Below are 17630 nucleotides of genomic sequence, written 5' to 3' on the forward strand. Positions count from 1 at the left end.
GTGTCACTGATCGCTTCTGACCACTTCCGCATCGTTGTCGGCCTCGGCAAGAGCGGCATGTCCCTGGTTCGCTTTCTTGCGAACCGGGGTGTGTCGTTTGCTGTCGCCGATACGCGGGAGAATCCGCCAGAACTCGCGACCTTGCGCCGTGACTACCCGCAGGTCGACGTGCGCTGTGGTGAGCTGGACGTTGAATTCCTGTGCCGCGCCGATGAGCTGTATGTCAGCCCCGGTCTGGCCTTGGCGACCCCGGCTTTGCAGGAAGCGGCCATGCGCGGCGTGAAGCTGTCCGGCGATATCGAGCTGTTCGCTCGCAATGCGAAGGCGCCCATCGTTGCCATCAGCGGATCGAATGCGAAAAGCACGGTCACCACGCTGGTGGGTGAGATGGCCGCGGCAGCGGGCAAACGTGTCGCCGTCGGCGGCAATCTCGGCACGCCGGCGCTGGATCTGCTCAGCGATGACGTCGAGCTGTATGTCATGGAGCTGTCGAGCTTCCAGCTGGAAACCACCGATCAGCTCGGCGCTGAAGTGGCAACCGTGCTGAACATCAGTGAAGACCACATGGACCGCTACACAGGCCTGCCGGCTTATCACTTGGCCAAGCACCGGATCTTCCGCGGCGCGCGGCAGGTGGTGGTCAATCGTCAAGACACGCTGACCCGCCCGTTGATCGGTGAAGGCGTGCCGTGCTGGACCTTCGGTCTGAACAAGCCCGACAGGAACGGCTTCGGCTTGCGCGAAGAGAACGGCGAGAAATATCTGGCCTTCCAGTTCGACAACCTGATGCCGGTCCGCGAGCTGAAAATCCGTGGCGGCCACAATCAGGCCAACGCCCTGGCTGCGCTGGCACTGGGTCATGCGGCCGGTCTGCCGTTCGACGCCATGCTTGCCAGCCTCAAGACATTTGCCGGTCTGGTTCATCGCTGCCAATGGCTGCGTGAGCTCAACGGCGTGAACTACTACGACGACTCCAAAGCGACCAACGTCGGTGCCGCGCTGGCAGCGATTGAAGGGCTGGGCGCCGACATCGACGGCAAGCTGGTGCTGATTGCCGGTGGCGATGGCAAGGGCGCGGATTTCACCCCGCTCAAAGCCCCGGTTGCCGCCCATTGCCGCGCCGTCGTCCTGCTGGGCCGCGATGCGGATCTGCTTGCTGCGACCTTCGGCGATTCGGTGCCTCTGGTACGCGTCACTACATTGGAAGAAGCCGTGCAACGTGCTGCTGATATCGCACAGGAAGGGGACGCCGTGTTGTTGTCGCCCGCCTGCGCAAGCCTGGACATGTTCAAGAATTTCGAAGAGCGCGGACAACTGTTCGCCCGGGCCGTGGGGGACTTGTCATGATTTTTGGCGTGATCAAGCCGTACCCGTCGCCGATCATCAGCGGCCGTGGCGTTGACGTCGATTTCCCGATGCTCGCCGGCTGCCTCGCGTTGCTGGGCCTGGGCCTGGTGATGATCACTTCCGCGTCGTCGGAAGTGGCCGCCGTTCAGTCAGGCAACGCGCTGTACATGATGACCCGTCACTTGATCTATCTGGTGCTCGGCCTCGTCGCTTGCGTCGCGACCATGATGGTCCCCGTCGCCACCTGGCAGCGTCTGGGCTGGCTGATGCTGATCGGCGCGTTCGGCCTGCTGATCGCGGTGATCGTGCCCGGCATCGGGCGTGAGGTGAACGGTTCGATGCGCTGGATCGGCTTCGGAATGTTCAACGTGCAGCCGTCGGAAATCGCCAAAGTCTTCGTGGTGATCTTCCTGGCCGGTTACCTGATTCGTCGCCAGCAGGAGGTGCGTGAGAGCTGGATGGGCTTCTTCAAGCCGTTCATCGTCTTGCTGCCCATGGCTGGCTTGCTGCTGATGGAGCCGGACTTTGGCGCCACCGTCGTGATGATGGGCGCGGCGGCTGCGATGCTGTTTCTCGGCGGCGTCGGTCTGTTTCGTTTCAGCTTGATGGTGGCCTTGGCCGTTGGCGCTGTGTTCGTGCTGGTCCAGGCGCAGCCGTACCGGATGGCGCGTCTGATTACCTTCACCGACCCGTGGTCCGATCAATTCGGTTCCGGCTACCAGCTGACCCAGGCGCTGATTGCCTTCGGTCGTGGCGAATGGTTCGGCGTCGGCCTCGGCAACAGCGTGCAGAAGCAGTTCTACCTGCCGGAAGCCCACACCGACTTCGTGTTCTCGGTACTGGCCGAAGAGCTGGGCGTGGTGGGTTCGCTCGCCACGGTCGGGCTGTTCGTCTTCGTCAGTATCCGGGCGATGTACATCGGCATGTGGGCCGAGCGCGCCAAGCAGTTCTTCGCCGCGTACACCGCGTACGGCCTGGCCTTCCTCTGGATTGGTCAATTCCTGATCAACATCGGCGTGAACGTGGGTTTGCTGCCGACCAAGGGTCTGACCCTGCCGTTCCTCAGCTACGGCGGCAGCTCGTTGATCATTTGCTGCGCCAGCCTGGGCCTGTTGCTGCGCATCGAGTGGGAATCGCGCAACAACATGGGCAGTGAAGAAGCCGAGTTCCAGGAAAGCGACTTTGCCGAGGAGCCGACCCATGGCCGCCGGTAACGTTTTGATCATGGCGGGCGGCACCGGTGGACACGTGTTCCCGGCGCTGGCGTGTGCCCGTGAGTTCCAGGCCCGCGGTTACACCGTGCATTGGCTGGGGACGCCCCGTGGGATTGAAAACGAGCTGGTGCCCGCGGCAGGTTTGAAGCTTCACCTGATCAACGTCACCGGTTTGCGTGGCAAGGGTCGGCTGTCGCTGCTGAAGGCGCCGTTCATGTTGATCAAGGCGTTGTTGCAGGCGCGCAAGGTCGTGCGTGAGTTGAAGCCGGTCTGCGTTGTTGGCTTCGGCGGCTACGTGACAGGCCCTGGCGGTCTGGCGGCGAAACTCGCTGGCGTGCCGCTGATCATCCACGAACAAAACGCCGTCGCGGGCACGGCCAATCGCAGCCTGGCGTCGTTCGCTGCGCGGGTCTGTGAAGCGTTCCCGCAGACCTTCGCCGCATCGGCCAAGCGCCGTACCACCGGTAACCCGGTACGCGCCGAGCTGTTTTTCGAGACGCCGCGCCAGACTCTGATCGGTCGCCGGCCTCGTTTGCTGGTGCTGGGCGGAAGCCTTGGCGCCGAGCCGCTGAACAAATTGCTGCCGGAAGCCCTGGCGCAAGTGCCGGCCGACATCCGCCCTGAAGTGTTTCATCAGGCCGGCAAGCATCACGATGAAGTGACCGCCGAGCGTTATCGCGCCGCCGGTGTCGAGGCGCAGGTCGCCCCCTTCATCAAAGACATGGCCCAAGCCTATGGCTGGGCGGATCTGGTGGTCTGCCGCGCAGGTGCGTTGACCGTCAGTGAACTGGCTGCTGCCGGGCTGCCGTCGTTGCTGGTGCCTTTGCCCCACGCGATCGACGATCACCAGTCGCGCAACGCCGAATATCTGGCTCGCGAGGGCGCTGCCTTCGTCATGCCGCAAGCGACAACTGGCGCCGCCGAGATGGCCGCTCGCCTGAAAGAGGTTTTGATGCAACCCGAACAATTGAACCGCATGGCCGTCACGGCTCGCCAACTGGCCAAGCCTGATGCCACCAACACCGTCGTCGATATCTGCCTGGAGGTGGCCCATGGTTGAGAATCAACGCGCCATGCCCCAGCCGGAAATGCGCCGCATCCGTCGTATCCACTTCGTGGGCATCGGCGGCGTGGGGATGTGCGGTATTGCCGAAGTATTGCTGAACCTGGGCTATGACGTGTCCGGTTCAGACCTCAAGACCTCGGCAGTGACCGAGCGTCTGGAGTCCTTCGGTGCGCAGATTTTCATCGGCCATCGCGCAGAAAACGCGGCTGCCGCTGATGTGCTGGTCGTGTCCAGCGCCGTTAACACCTCTAACCCGGAAGTGGCGACTGCCCTTGAGCGTCGTATTCCAGTCGTGCCACGGGCTGAAATGCTGGCCGAGTTGATGCGCTATCGCCACGGCATCGCCGTCGCCGGTACTCACGGCAAAACCACGACCACCAGCCTGATCGCTTCGGTATTCGCGGCCGGTGGCCTTGATCCGACGTTCGTCATTGGCGGTCGTCTGAATGCAGCTGGCACCAATGCGCAGCTGGGCACCAGCCGTTACCTGATCGCCGAAGCCGATGAGAGTGACGCGAGCTTCCTGCACCTTCAGCCCATGGTGGCGGTCGTCACCAACATCGACGCCGACCATATGGCGACCTACGAAGGTGACTTCAACAAGTTGAAGAAAACCTTCGTGGAATTCCTGCACAACCTGCCGTTCTACGGGCTTGCAGTGGTGTGCATCGATGATCCGGTGGTGCGCGACATTCTGCCGTCGGTCAAGCGTCCGACCATGACTTATGGTTTCAACGAAGCTGCCGACGTACGCGCGATTAACGTCCGTCAGGAAGGCATGCAAACGTACTTCACCGTGCTGCGTCGTGACCGCGAGCCGCTCGATGTGTCGGTGAACATGCCGGGCAACCACAACGTGCTCAATTCGCTGGCGACCATCGCTATCGCCACCGACGAAGGCATTACGGATGAGGCCATCGTGCAGGGGCTTTCGGGCTTCCAGGGCGTGGGTCGACGTTTCCAGGTCTACGGTGAACTGCCGGTTGAAGGCGGCACGGTGATGCTGGTCGACGATTACGGCCACCACCCGACCGAAGTCGCTGCCGTCATCAAAGCTGTGCGCGGCGGCTGGCCGCATCGCCGCCTGGTCATGGTTTACCAGCCGCACCGCTACAGCCGTACCCGCGATCTGTACGACGATTTCGTGCAGGTCTTGAACGACGCCAACGTGCTGCTGCTGATGGAAGTCTATCCGGCCGGTGAAGAACCGATTCCGGGCGCGGACAGCCGTCAGCTGGCCCACAGCATTCGTCAGCGCGGTCAGCTTGATCCGATCTACATCGAGCGTGGCGTCGAACTGGCCCCGCTGGTCAAACCGCTGCTGCGCGCCGGCGACATTCTGCTGTGCCAGGGCGCCGGCGACATCGGCGGGCTCGCACCGCAATTGCTGAAAAGCCCGCTGTTCACCGGCGCCATCGTGGCCTCAACCGAAGGTAAGCTGAAATGACAGCCGCCCTGCAGTCCGCCCTGTTCTCGACGCTGGAGCCGAAACGCTTCGGTCGCGTCGCCGTGCTGTTCGGCGGCAAGAGCGCGGAGCGGGAGGTTTCCCTGAAATCCGGCAGCGCAGTGCTTGAGGCCCTGCAAAGCGCAGGCGTCGACGCGTTCGGTATCGACGTGGGCGAGGATTTCCTGCAGCGGCTGGTCAGCGAAAAGATCGATCGCGCGTTCATCGTGCTGCACGGTCGCGGTGGCGAAGACGGCACCATGCAGGGTCTGCTGGAGTGCCTGGAAATCCCCTACACCGGCAGCGGCGTGCTCGCGTCGGCGCTGGCGATGGACAAGCTGCGCACCAAGCAGGTCTGGCAGAGTCTCGGCTTGCCGACGCCCCGCCATGCGGTGCTGAGCAGCGAAGCGGATTGTATTTCTGCGGCGACGGAACTGAGCTTTCCTTTGATCGTCAAACCCGCCCATGAAGGTTCCAGCATCGGTATGGCCAAGGTGACTGGCGTCGACGAATTGATCGCCGCCTGGAACGCCGCCCGTACCTACGATTCGCAAGTGTTGGTCGAACAATGGATCGAAGGTCCGGAGTTCACCATCGCCTCACTGCGTGGGCAGGTATTGCCTCCCATCGGTCTGGGTACTCCCCACAGTTTTTACGACTACGACGCCAAATACCTGGCTTCCGATACTCAGTACCGGATCCCTTGCGGCCTCGATGCAGCCAAAGAAGATGAGCTCAAGGCACTCACGGCGCGGGCGTGTGAAGCGGTCGGCATTGCCGGCTGGGCACGCACCGACGTCATGCAGGACGCCGACGGCAAATTCTGGTTGCTGGAAGTGAACACCGTTCCCGGCATGACCGACCACAGCCTTGTACCGATGGCTGCGCGTGCGGCCGGGCTCGATTTCCAACAGTTGGTGTTAGCGATTCTGGCCGACAGCGTCCAGGTGGAAGGGTAGATCATGCACGGCGCAACGGTTCGTCATCAGCAATCCGCCACCGGCCGCAACAAGCCGGTGCCGCGGGGTGCCAGCCGCATGGTCGCCAAGGAGCCCATGTCGTCGCGCATGTCGCGACCGAACTTCGGTTTCCTGCGCAGCCTGATGTGGCCTGTGCTGTTGGTTGTGTTCGGTTTCGGTACGTATGAAGCCGCCCAGCGCTTGCTGCCTTACGCCGACCGGCCGATCTCGCGGATCAACGTGCAGGGCGATTTGAGCTACATCAGTCAGCAAGCCGTGCAGCAGCGAATCGCGCCGTTCGTGGCGACCAGTTTCTTCAACATTGATCTGGCCGGCATGCGCACCGAGCTTGAGCAAATGCCATGGATTGCCCACGCCGAGGTCCGTCGCGTCTGGCCGGATCAGGTGGTGATCCGTCTGGAAGAACAATTACCGGTTGCGCGCTGGGGTGATCAATCCCTGCTGAACAACCAGGGTCAGGCATTCACCCCGCGTGAACTGGCCAACTACGAACACCTTCCGCAGTTGTTCGGGCCTCAACGGGCCCAACAGCAGGTGATGCAGCAGTACCAGGTACTGAGCCAGATGTTGCGCCCGTTGGGGTTCTCCATCGCTCGCCTGGAACTGCGTGAGCGAGGCAGCTGGTTTCTGACCACCGGCGCAGGCAATGCAGGCCCAGGCCTGGAGCTGCTGCTGGGACGAGGCAATCTGCTTGAGAAGATGCGCCGCTTTATCGCCATCTATGACAAGACACTGAAAGACCAGATCACGAACATTGCGCGAGTCGACCTTCGTTACAACAACGGCCTGGCCGTTGGTTGGCGCGAACAGGCAGCAGCGCCAACGACGGACAAACCCGCCGTCGCGAAGAATTGATAAGAGGCAGGACCCATGGCAAACGTGCAAAGCGGCAAAATGATCGTCGGATTGGATATCGGCACCTCCAAAGTGGTGGCGCTGGTAGGCGAAGTCGCGGCTGATGGCACGCTGGAAATCGTCGGTATCGGCACTCACCCGTCCCGCGGCCTGAAGAAGGGCGTCGTGGTGAATATCGAATCCACCGTGCAATCGATCCAGCGCGCCGTAGAAGAAGCGCAGCTGATGGCCGGTTGCCGCATTCACTCGGCGTTTGTCGGCGTTGCGGGCAATCACATCCGCAGCCTGAACTCCCACGGCATCGTGGCGATTCGCGACCGCGAAGTCAGCTCGGCCGACCTTGAGCGCGTGCTCGACGCTGCCCAGGCTGTGGCGATCCCGGCTGACCAGCGCGTGCTGCACACGTTGCCGCAGGACTACGTCATCGATAACCAGGAAGGCGTTCGCGAGCCACTGGGCATGTCGGGCGTGCGTCTGGAAGCCAAGGTTCACGTGGTGACCTGCGCAGTGAACGCTGCACAGAACATCGAAAAATGCGTGCGCCGCTGTGGCCTCGAAGTCGACGACATCATTCTCGAGCAGCTGGCCTCGGCCTACTCGGTGCTGACTGACGACGAGAAAGAACTGGGCGTGTGCCTGGTGGACATCGGCGGCGGTACCACCGACATCGCAATCTTCACCGAAGGCGCGATCCGCCACACCGCGGTGATCCCGATTGCCGGCGACCAGGTGACCAACGACATCGCCATGGCGCTGCGTACACCGACCCAGTACGCCGAAGAAATCAAGATCCGCTACGCCTGCGCCCTGGCCAAACTGGCTGGAGCCGGCGAAACCATCAAAGTGCCAAGCGTCGGCGACCGTCCACCCCGTGAGCTGTCCCGTCAGGCCCTCGCTGAAGTTGTCGAGCCGCGCTATGACGAGCTGTTCACCCTGATCCAGGCCGAACTGCGTCGCAGCGGCTACGAAGACTTGATCCCGGCCGGCATCGTGCTGACCGGTGGCACCTCGAAAATGGAAGGCGCGGTCGAACTGGCCGAAGAGATCTTTCACATGCCGGTCCGCCTCGGCGTACCGCACAGCGTCAAAGGGCTCGCGGACGTCGTTCGCAACCCGATTTACTCAACCGGCGTCGGCCTGTTGCTGTACGGACTGCAAAAGCAGTCTGACGGCATCTCGCTGTCCGGCCTTTCCGGCTCCGGTAGCAGTTATAGCGATGAACCGAAGGCCCCAGTGTTAGAGCGTCTCAAACGCTGGGTTCAGGGGAATTTCTAAGATTCAAAAAGTGGTAGGCAGGCAACAGGCGACATAAAACTAGAGAACTGAAGGAGAGGGAACATGTTCGAGCTCGTAGACAACATCCCACAAAGCCCGGTAATTAAAGTTATCGGCGTTGGTGGTGGCGGCGGCAACGCAGTCAATCACATGGTCAAAAGCAACATCGAAGGCGTCGAGTTCATCTGCGCCAACACCGATGCTCAGGCCCTGAAAAACATTGGCGCACGTACCATTCTGCAATTGGGTACCGGCGTGACCAAAGGCCTGGGCGCAGGTGCAAATCCTGAAGTCGGCCGTCAGGCTGCACTGGAAGACCGCGAGCGCATCGCTGAAGTGCTGCAAGGCACCAACATGGTCTTCATCACCACTGGCATGGGCGGCGGTACCGGTACCGGTGCTGCACCGATCATTGCCGAAGTGGCCAAGGAAATGGGCATTCTTACTGTTGCGGTCGTCACCCGTCCGTTCCCGTTCGAAGGCCGCAAGCGTATGCAGATCGCCGATGAAGGCATCCGCGCGCTGTCCGAAAGCGTCGACTCGTTGATCACCATCCCCAACGAGAAGCTGCTGACTATCCTCGGTAAGGACGCCAGCCTGCTGTCGGCTTTCGCCAAGGCTGACGATGTACTGGCCGGTGCCGTTCGCGGTATCTCCGACATCATCAAGCGTCCGGGCATGATCAACGTCGACTTCGCCGACGTACGCACCGTGATGTCCGAAATGGGCATGGCGATGATGGGCACTGGCTGCGCCAGCGGTCCGAACCGTGCGCGTGAAGCCACCGAAGCGGCCATCCGCAACCCGTTGCTCGAAGACGTGAACCTGCAAGGTGCTCGCGGCATTCTGGTCAACATCACCGCCGGTCCTGACCTGTCTCTGGGTGAGTACTCCGACGTGGGTAGCATCATCGAAGCGTTCGCCTCCGAGCACGCCATGGTCAAGGTCGGTACCGTTATCGATCCGGACATGCGCGACGAGCTGCACGTGACTGTGGTTGCCACCGGCCTGGGTGCAAAAATCGAGAAGCCTGTGAAGGTCATCGACAACACCATGCAGACCGCTCAAGCCGCACCTGCGCAGCAACACGCCGCACGCCAGGAGCTGCCTTCGGTCAACTACCGCGATCTGGACCGCCCAACCGTGATGCGCAATCAGGCACACGCGGGCGCAACAGCCGCCGCGAAGATGAATCCGCAAGACGATCTGGATTACCTGGACATTCCAGCGTTCCTGCGTCGTCAGGCTGATTAATGGGTTCTATCAGGGGTATAAGGGTGATTGGTGTTCAGCAAAGGCGGGGTCTGCTATCATCGCCAGCCTTTGTTGATACTAATTCGCGATACGCGCTGAAGCGGCCAATGCCATGATTAAACAACGCACCCTGAAAAATATTATCCGTGCCACAGGTATCGGCCTGCACTCGGGGGAGAAGGTTTACCTGACCCTCAAACCAGCACCTGTGAACGCTGGCATTGTGTTTTTCCGTACCGACCTTGAGCCGGTGGTCCAGATCAACGCTCACGCGTTGAATGTGGGTGACACCACGCTCTCCACGACGCTGTTCAATGGCGACGTGAAGGTCGATACGGTCGAGCACTTGCTGTCGGCCATGGCCGGCCTTGGCATCGATAACGCCTACGTTGAACTTTCTGCCTCCGAAGTTCCAATCATGGACGGCAGCGCAGGTCCCTTCGTATTCCTGATTCAATCGGCTGGCCTGGAAGAACAGGACGCACCGAAGAAATTCATCCGCATACTGAAAGAAGTGTGCGTAGAAGAAGACGGCAAGTCCGCCAAGTTTTTACCGTTTGAAGGTTTCAAGGTCGGGTTCGAGATCGATTTCGATCACCCGTATCTGAAGAACCGTACACAGACGGCTTGCGTGGATTTTTCCAGCACTTCGTTCGTTAAAGAAGTGAGCCGTGCGCGGACATTCGGTTTCATGAAAGACATCGAATACCTGCGTAAACATAACCTTGCTCTGGGCGGCAGCGTTGAAAACGCGATCGTCGTGGACAAGGACGGCGTGCTGAACGAGGACGGTCTTCGTTATGAAGACGAGTTCGTGAAGCACAAGATTCTGGATGCCATCGGTGACCTGTATCTGTTGGGCAACAGTCTGATCGGCGAGTATCAGGGCTTCAAGTCGGGACACGGTCTGAACAATCGTTTGCTTCGTGCGTTGATCGCTCAGGAAGACGCTTGGGAAGTTGTGACCTTCGAAGATGCCAGCACCGCACCGATCTCTTACATGCGCCCCGTTGCGGCGGTGTAGACAGTCTCTTCTTCCTAGTTTTTGATGTTTTCAGGCCACCTTCGGGTGGCCTTTTTTATTGATCGTCGATTGGATAGCGGGCATATCCGTTTTTTGTGTTTGCTGGAATTATGGTTCCGCCCTTACGGCGGGTCACTTTTTCCAACAGCCCGGATTGCCGGCCCAGAAAAAAGTAACCAAAAAGGCCGTGCTCCTGGTTGGGTTCCTCCTTCGTCGGAATACCTTCACTCCGGTCTCGCTCCGTGGGCCCGCGCCGAACGGGCATCCATGCCCTGACGGCGCTCTCGCCGCATCCATGCGGCTCGGCCCACTGCGCGAGACCTGCGCTCAGCCTGCACCCAAGTCGCGATCGGCGGTGTCTGGGCTGCATGTGGTTGAACATCAAGATCAAAAGCTTCCCGGCTGAAGCCGGTCCTACGAGGGCGACGCCGGTCCCGCAGGTGTACGCGGTGCTTTTTAGTGGGACCGGCTTTAGCCGGGAAGGGGCCAGTAAGAGCGCTGGCATTTTTGGATTTGGTTAAAGAGGGCTGAGACTGATCTTGCCCACGCTCTGCGTGGGTATGCATCCCAGGACGCTCCGCGTCCGGTCTTTAGCCGAATGCTGCGAATCGGCGGGCCGGGGTAGTCAGCATCATGATTCCCCAGTTTCTTTCGTCACGGCATGCGCTGCCAGCCGTTCCAGCGCGGCACGCAGTTTCGGGTCGGTGATGCCTTCGGCCGTTGCGGAGATGGTTTCGGCCGCTGCAACGGAAAGATCGCGCGTATGACCCATCTCACTTCGGTGCGTTCTTGCGGGCTGTACCTTCAGGTGCAGGCGAGTGAGGTTGGCGAATTCCTTGAACGCGACCAGTTGCCGTTGCAGACGCTTCTGTTGATAGCGCAGTCGAGTGGCCCAGTGGCCGTCGGTGACGATGAGCAGCAGTGTGCCCTCGCGCCAGGACGCGACGTGGCAGTGCTCGCGGGCGGCGGGTTGTAGCTGGCTTTCCAGCAGACGCTGCAAATGGGCGAGGCGTTGGGCGTGGTTGAAGATGGCTTTAAGCGGCCGGGATTCGCGCAGAAGAACGGCCGGTACGCGAGCGGGGAGGGGACGAAATGCCATGATGGGGTGCCTTGTGTTGCCAGGGCGTGATCTTAGCAGAATCGGTTGGAGCACCTTTGCATCAGGCATTCCGGGCACAAATGCGCCAAGCGATCATGAAAAAACATTAATAAAACTTCTCGCCCGCATGGGTTGAAGTCACGGGAAATGACCCTATTGTACTTCTGCCCCGTAACATTGCTGTGCCAGCATCGTGGAATAACGCCACTTTCCTCACCACCATTTCCGGGTAGAATGCTCGTTCGCATGCGGCCATGAGGGCTGCTCGGGCGACTCACGGGGCCGCCCTCCATCCCTATGTGTGGAAGATCCTTTCGATATGTTTGCACCTTTGTTAAAAAAACTTTTCGGAAGCAAGAACGAGCGCGAAGTGAAGCGCATGCTCAAGACGGTCCAGGTCGTCAACAGCTTCGAAGAGCAAATGCTCGCCCTCTCGGACGAACAGCTGCGCGCCAAGACCGACGAGTTGAAGGCCCGCATAGCCAAAGGTGAGACCCTCGACCAGCTCTTGCCAGAAGCCTTCGCGGTCTGCCGCGAGGCGGGTAAACGCATCATGGGCATGCGTCACTTCGACGTACAGCTCATCGGTGGCATGACACTGCACGAAGGCATGATCGCCGAGATGCGGACCGGCGAAGGTAAAACCCTCGTCGCGACCCTCGCGGTCTACCTCAATGCACTGTCCGGCAAGGGTGTGCACGTGGTCACGGTGAACGACTACCTGGCCCGTCGTGACGCCAACTGGATGCGCCCGCTGTATGAATTCCTCGGTCTGAGCGTAGGCGTGGTCACGCCTTTCCAGCCGCCGGAAGAGAAGCGCGCCGCCTACGCCTCCGACATCACCTACGGTACCAACAACGAATTCGGTTTCGATTACCTGCGCGACAACATGGCGTTCAGTCTGGAAGATAAATTCCAGCGTGAACTGAATTTCGCCGTGATCGACGAAGTTGACTCTATTCTTATCGACGAAGCCCGTACCCCGCTGATCATCTCCGGCCAGGCCGAAGACAGCTCCAAGCTCTACACCGAAATCAACAAGCTGATCCCCAAGCTCGAGCAGCACATCGAGGAAGTGGAAGGCGTGGTCACCAAGCAGGGTCACTTCTCCATCGACGAGAAGTCCCGTCAGGTAGAGCTGAACGAGTCCGGTCACCAGTTCATCGAAGAGATGCTCACTGAAGTCGGTTTGCTGGCTGAAGGCGAGAGCCTGTATTCCGCGCATAACCTCGGTCTGCTGACCCACGTTTACGCCGGTCTGCGTGCCCACAAGCTGTTCCATCGCAACGTCGAATACATCGTTCAGGACGGCCAGATCCTGCTGGTCGACGAGCACACCGGCCGCACCATGCCGGGTCGTCGTCTGTCCGAAGGCCTGCACCAGGCTATCGAAGCGAAGGAAGTTCTGAACATTCAGGCCGAGAGCCAGACTCTGGCCTCGACCACCTTCCAGAACTACTTCCGTCTCTACAACAAGCTGTCCGGCATGACCGGTACGGCGGACACCGAAGCGTTCGAATTCCACCAGATCTACGCCCTGGCCGTGATGGTCATTCCGCCGAACAAGCCGTTGGCGCGGAAAGATTTCAACGACCTCGTGTACCTGACCGCCGAAGAGAAGTACGCGGCGATCATCACCGACATCAAGGCCTGTCTGGCCGAGCAACGTCCGGTGCTGGTGGGTACAGCGACGATCGAAACCTCTGAGCACATGTCCCGCCTGCTGGTGCAGGAAGGCATCGAGCACAAGGTTCTGAACGCCAAGTTCCACGAAAAAGAAGCTGAAATCATTGCCCAGGCCGGTCGTCCGGGTGCGCTGACCATCGCCACCAACATGGCCGGTCGCGGTACTGACATTCTGCTGGGCGGTAACTGGGAAGTTGAAGTTGCCAGCCTGGAAGACCCGACCCCTGAGCAGATCGCGCAGATCAAGGCCGACTGGCAGAAGCGCCATCAGCAAGTGATTGAAGCGGGTGGTCTGCACGTGATCGCTTCCGAGCGTCACGAATCCCGTCGTATCGACAACCAGCTGCGTGGTCGTGCCGGTCGTCAGGGTGACACCGGTTCGAGCCGTTTCTACCTGTCGCTGGAAGACAGCCTGATGCGCATCTTCGCCTCTGACCGGGTGAAGAACTTCATGAAAGCGCTGGGCATGCAGTCCGGCGAAGCGATCGAGCACCGCATGGTGACCAACGCGATCGAAAAAGCACAGCGCAAGGTCGAAGGCCGCAACTTCGACATCCGCAAGCAACTGCTGGAGTTTGACGACGTTTCCAACGAACAGCGCAAAGTGATCTACCACATGCGTAACAGCCTGCTGGCTGCGACCAACATTGGTGACACCATTGCCGAGTTCCGCGAAGAAGTCCTCGACGCCACCATCACCGCACACATCCCGCCGCAGTCGTTGCCTGAGCAGTGGAACGTCGCGGGTCTGGAAGCTGCGCTGAGCAGCGATTTCGGCGTGAAGCTGCCGGTTCAGCAGTGGCTCGACGAAGACGATCACCTGAACGAAGACACCCTGCGTCCGAAGTTGATGGAAGCCATTCTGGCCGCCTACAACGAGAAAGAAGACCAGGCCAGTGCCGAGGCACTGCGCACGTTCGAGAAGCAGATTCTCCTGCGCGTTCTGGACGACCTGTGGAAAGACCACTTGTCGACCATGGATCACCTGCGTCACGGTATCCACCTGCGCGGCTACGCTCAGAAGAACCCGAAGCAGGAATACAAGCGCGAGTCGTTTGCCCTGTTCCAGGAGCTGCTTGATTCGATCAAGCGCGATGCCATTCGTGTGCTGTCCCACGTTCAGGTTCGCCGTGAAGATCCAGCCGAGGAAGAGGCGCGTCTGCGCCGCGAAGCCGAGGAGTTGGCCCAGCGCATGCAGTTCCAGCACGCCGAAGCGCCGGGCCTGGATCAGCCTGACCTGCTCGCCGAAGAGGGTGAAGACGTCGCGGTAGCCGCCGCCGCCGCGCTGTCGCCGGTTCGCAACGACCAGAAGCTGGGTCGCAACGAATTGTGCTGGTGTGGTTCGGGCAAGAAATTCAAGCACTGTCACGGCCAGATCAACTGATTTGCAAGCTGCGACAAGCTTTGGCTGAACTGTAAAATCACGCCGCGACCGGCTCTGCCGTCGCGGCGTTTTTCAATCAATCGAGCCGTGTCGGCGGGGCCGCATGGCGTGACTGTCTTTCAAGGAGCGCACTTCATGGCTGTTGGTCTTGGTCCTTTGCCGACGCTGCACCCGGTTCCCGGTTTTGAACTTGGCATCGCTTCCGCCGGCATCAAGCGCCCGGGGCGCAAAGATATCGTGGTCATGCGCTGCGCCGAAGGCTCCAGCGTCGCAGGCGTGTTTACGCTGAACGCCTTTTGCGCGGCGCCAGTGATCCTCGCCAAGCAGCGCGTGCAAGGCACGGTGCGTTATTTGCTGACCAACACCGGCAACGCCAATGCCGGCACTGGCGAACCAGGCCTGGCCGCCGCCGAGCGCACCTGCGCGAAGCTGGCCGAGATCACCGGGGTCGATGCCAGCGCCGTGCTGCCGTTTTCCACCGGCGTGATCGGCGAGCCATTGCCCGTCGAGAAGATCGAAGGTGCGCTGCAGGCGGCGCTGGATGATTTGTCCGTAGACAACTGGGCGGCGGCGGCCACCGGGATCATGACCACCGACACATTGCCGAAGGGTGCGAGCCGTCAGTTCGTGCTTGATGGCGTGACCGTCACCGTGACCGGCATCAGCAAAGGTGCGGGCATGATTCGTCCGAACATGGCGACCATGCTGGGCTACATCGCCACCGACGCCAATGTCGCGCCGAACGTGCTGCAGGACCTGATTCGCGACGGCGCCAACAAGTCGTTCAACCGCATCACCATTGATGGCGACACGTCGACCAACGACTGCTGCATGCTGATCGCCACCGGCCAGGCCGACCTGCCCGCTGTCACCGAAGCCAAGGGCCCACTGTTCGAAGCGCTGAAAAAAGCCGTCTTCGAGGTGTGCATGGACGTCGCCCAGGCCATCGTCCGTGACGGCGAGGGCGCCACCAAGTTCGTGACCGTCGAAGTCAACGGCGGCGGCAATCATCAGGAATGCCTGGACGTGGGTTACACCGTTGCCCATTCGCCATTGATCAAAACCGCGCTGTTCGCCTCGGACCCGAACTGGGGCCGGATCCTGGCGGCCGTGGGTCGCGCGGGCGTGCCGAACCTCGATGTCAGCAAGATCGACGTGTTCCTGGGTGACGTGTGCATCGCCAGCAAAGGCGCCCGCGCCAGCACCTACACTGAAGAGCAAGGCTCGCTGGTGATGGCGCAGGAAGAGATCACTATCCGGATCGAGCTGGGCCGTGGCGATTGCAGCGAAACCATCTGGACCACCGACCTGTCGCACGAATACGTGAAAATCAACGCGGAATACCGCACCTGAGTCACGAGCGAGTCCACCGGTTTCAACGGAGCCAAGACATGAGCCTGCACCTGATCATCGGCGACAAACGTTATTCCTCCTGGTCGCTGCGTCCCTGGCTGGCGCTTGCGCTGACCGGCGAAGCGTTCACCGATCAGGTGATTCGCCTGAACCAGGCGGACACCACACGGCTGATTCTGGAGCATTCGCCAACCGGTAAAGTCCCTGCGCTGAAGTGCGAGCACGGCACCATCGTCGACTCACTGGCGATTTGTGAGTATCTGGCGGAGCGCTTTCCGAATGCAGGATTGTGGCCAGCGGACGTTGCAGCCCGCGCTCAGGCCCGGTCGGCGTGCGCGCAGATGCACAGCGGTTTTGTCGGACTGCGCTCGCGTTTGCCGATGGACTTGCGTCAGGACGAGGCGCTCGAAGTCATTGCGGTCGAAGCTCAGGCAGATATCGAACGCATGGTTGCGCTGTGGCGTGAATGCCGCGCGGTGTCGGGCGTGAGCGAGGGTTTCCTGTTCGGTACGCCGGGCATCGTCGATGCGTTCTTCGCACCGGTCGCCGTGCGATTTCGTACCTATCACGTCGAGCTGCCGGCAGACGCGGCAGCCTACGTCGAAACGATTTATCAGTGGCCTGAGTTCAAGCGCTGGCAGCAGGCGGGTCTGGAGGAAGGTTGAACGTGAAACGCATCCATGTAGCGGCGGCGGTTATCCGTGGCACCGACGGCAAGATCCTCATCGCCCGGCGCGCCGATAAACAGCATCAAGGCGGTTTGTGGGAGTTTCCCGGCGGCAAGGTCGAACCTGATGAGTCGGTCGACGCCGCGCTATCCCGCGAGCTGCAAGAAGAGCTCGGCATCGTGGTGACAGCGGCGCGTCCGCTGATCAAGATCAAGCACGACTACCCGGACAAACAGGTGTTGCTGGACGTCTGGGAGGTCTCGTCGTTCACCGGCGAGCCCCACGGTGCTGAGGGGCAACCCCTGGCCTGGGTATCGCAGCGGGAACTGGCCGAGTATGAATTCCCGGCAGCGAATCGGCCGATCGTGGCCGCTGCACGTCTGCCGGGCGAATACCTGATCACGCCGGACGATCTCGATACCCCGGAGCTGCTGCGCGGCATACGCACGGCAGTGGCTGGTGGCATCAAGCTGGTTCAGCTGCGAGCGCCGAACATGTACGACCCTAAATACCGTGACGTGGCGGTCGACGCGGTCGGGCTGTGCGCGGGCAAGGCGCAGTTGATGCTCAAAGGGCCGCGCGAATGGCTGGGAGACTTTCCGGCGGCGGGCTGGCACCTGACCAGCGAACAGCTGCGCAAATACGCCAGCAAGGGCCGTCCGTTCCCTGAGGACCGCTGGCTGGCGGCCTCATGTCATGACGTCGAAGAGTTGAGTCTGGCCGAGCAGATGGGCGTGGATTTTGTCACGCTCTCGCCCGTGCTGCCGACGCAGAGCCATCCAGATGCCCAGCCGCTGGGTTGGGAAAAGGCCCGCGAGTTGATCGAGGGCTTCAGCAAGCCCGTTTATCTGCTGGGCGGGGTAGGGCCTACGGACCGTCAGCACGCTTGGGAATTTGGCGCGCAGGGTGTGGCCGGAATTCGCGCGTTCTGGCCGCAGGGCTGAAGAGGATCACATGGTAGGAGCGCGCCACCCCGGCGGC

Annotated in this window: 14 protein-coding genes; 13 read left to right on the forward strand and 1 reads right to left on the reverse strand. The window is 61.0% G+C overall.

The genetic code is table 11. The features are described 5' to 3' along the window. The 9 genes from murD to lpxC all read left to right on the forward strand — a co-directional run bounded on the left by murD (position 1) and on the right by lpxC (position 10459). Positions 1-1347, forward strand: coding sequence for a UDP-N-acetylmuramoyl-L-alanine--D-glutamate ligase (murD, locus tag ACYAR8_RS04285; protein WP_074884462.1), 1347 nt, complete (start codon positions 1-3; stop codon positions 1345-1347). Next, on the forward strand, positions 1344-2561 hold the full coding sequence (ftsW, locus tag ACYAR8_RS04290; protein WP_463579171.1) for a putative lipid II flippase FtsW: 1218 nt from the start codon (positions 1344-1346) through the stop codon (positions 2559-2561). Before murD ends, ftsW begins: the two co-directional genes overlap by 4 nt. After that, positions 2548-3621, forward strand: a complete 1074-nt coding sequence (gene murG / locus ACYAR8_RS04295; RefSeq protein WP_108120723.1) for an undecaprenyldiphospho-muramoylpentapeptide beta-N-acetylglucosaminyltransferase — start codon at positions 2548-2550, stop codon at positions 3619-3621. Before ftsW ends, murG begins: the two co-directional genes overlap by 14 nt. Continuing rightward, entirely contained in the window at positions 3614-5074 is a 1461-nt protein-coding gene (gene murC / locus ACYAR8_RS04300) for a UDP-N-acetylmuramate--L-alanine ligase (RefSeq protein WP_074884470.1), read from the forward strand. Before murG ends, murC begins: the two co-directional genes overlap by 8 nt. Further along, on the forward strand, positions 5071-6030 hold the full coding sequence (locus ACYAR8_RS04305) for a D-alanine--D-alanine ligase (RefSeq protein ID WP_463579172.1): 960 nt from the start codon (positions 5071-5073) through the stop codon (positions 6028-6030). Before murC ends, ACYAR8_RS04305 begins: the two co-directional genes overlap by 4 nt. 3 nt (positions 6031-6033) lie before the next feature. Beyond that, positions 6034-6906 (forward strand): cell division protein FtsQ/DivIB, encoded by an 873-nt coding sequence (locus tag ACYAR8_RS04310; protein WP_065992154.1) that lies wholly within the window; start codon positions 6034-6036, stop codon positions 6904-6906. A gap of 15 nt (positions 6907-6921) precedes the next feature. Next, positions 6922-8181, forward strand: a complete 1260-nt coding sequence (ftsA, locus tag ACYAR8_RS04315; RefSeq protein WP_037014678.1) for a cell division protein FtsA — start codon at positions 6922-6924, stop codon at positions 8179-8181. 63 nt (positions 8182-8244) lie between these two features. Further along, on the forward strand, positions 8245-9435 hold the full coding sequence (gene ftsZ / locus ACYAR8_RS04320) for a cell division protein FtsZ (RefSeq protein ID WP_074884474.1): 1191 nt from the start codon (positions 8245-8247) through the stop codon (positions 9433-9435). 112 nt (positions 9436-9547) lie between these two features. Then, a complete protein-coding gene (gene lpxC, locus ACYAR8_RS04325) occupies positions 9548-10459 on the forward strand; it encodes a UDP-3-O-acyl-N-acetylglucosamine deacetylase (RefSeq protein ID WP_065992158.1) in 912 nt (303 codons plus the stop codon). Positions 10460-11090: 631 nt separating this feature from the next. Here the strand turns inward: lpxC and ACYAR8_RS04330 are convergent. Continuing rightward, positions 11091-11558: a DUF721 domain-containing protein gene (locus tag ACYAR8_RS04330; protein WP_074884479.1), complete on the reverse strand. Its 468-nt coding sequence runs from the start codon at positions 11556-11558 to the stop codon at positions 11091-11093. Between the two features lie 319 nt (positions 11559-11877). On the opposite strand from ACYAR8_RS04330, the gene secA reads away from it, so the two are divergent. From secA to ACYAR8_RS04350, 4 genes are all read left to right on the forward strand, one after another. Beyond that, positions 11878-14628, forward strand: a complete 2751-nt coding sequence (secA, locus tag ACYAR8_RS04335) for a preprotein translocase subunit SecA (RefSeq protein ID WP_074884482.1) — start codon at positions 11878-11880, stop codon at positions 14626-14628. 135 nt (positions 14629-14763) lie between these two features. After that, positions 14764-15981: a bifunctional glutamate N-acetyltransferase/amino-acid acetyltransferase ArgJ gene (gene argJ / locus ACYAR8_RS04340; protein WP_463579173.1), complete on the forward strand. Its 1218-nt coding sequence runs from the start codon at positions 14764-14766 to the stop codon at positions 15979-15981. A 38-nt stretch (positions 15982-16019) separates the two neighbouring features. Continuing rightward, complete coding sequence (locus tag ACYAR8_RS04345; RefSeq protein ID WP_108120728.1) at positions 16020-16646, forward strand: glutathione S-transferase family protein; 627 nt, start codon at positions 16020-16022, stop codon at positions 16644-16646. A 2-nt stretch (positions 16647-16648) separates the two neighbouring features. Further along, positions 16649-17593, forward strand: a complete 945-nt coding sequence (locus ACYAR8_RS04350) for a Nudix family hydrolase (protein WP_463579174.1) — start codon at positions 16649-16651, stop codon at positions 17591-17593. The last annotated feature ends 37 nt before the right edge of the window (positions 17594-17630 follow it).

This window comes from Pseudomonas sp. HP_01, from assembly GCF_055284355.1.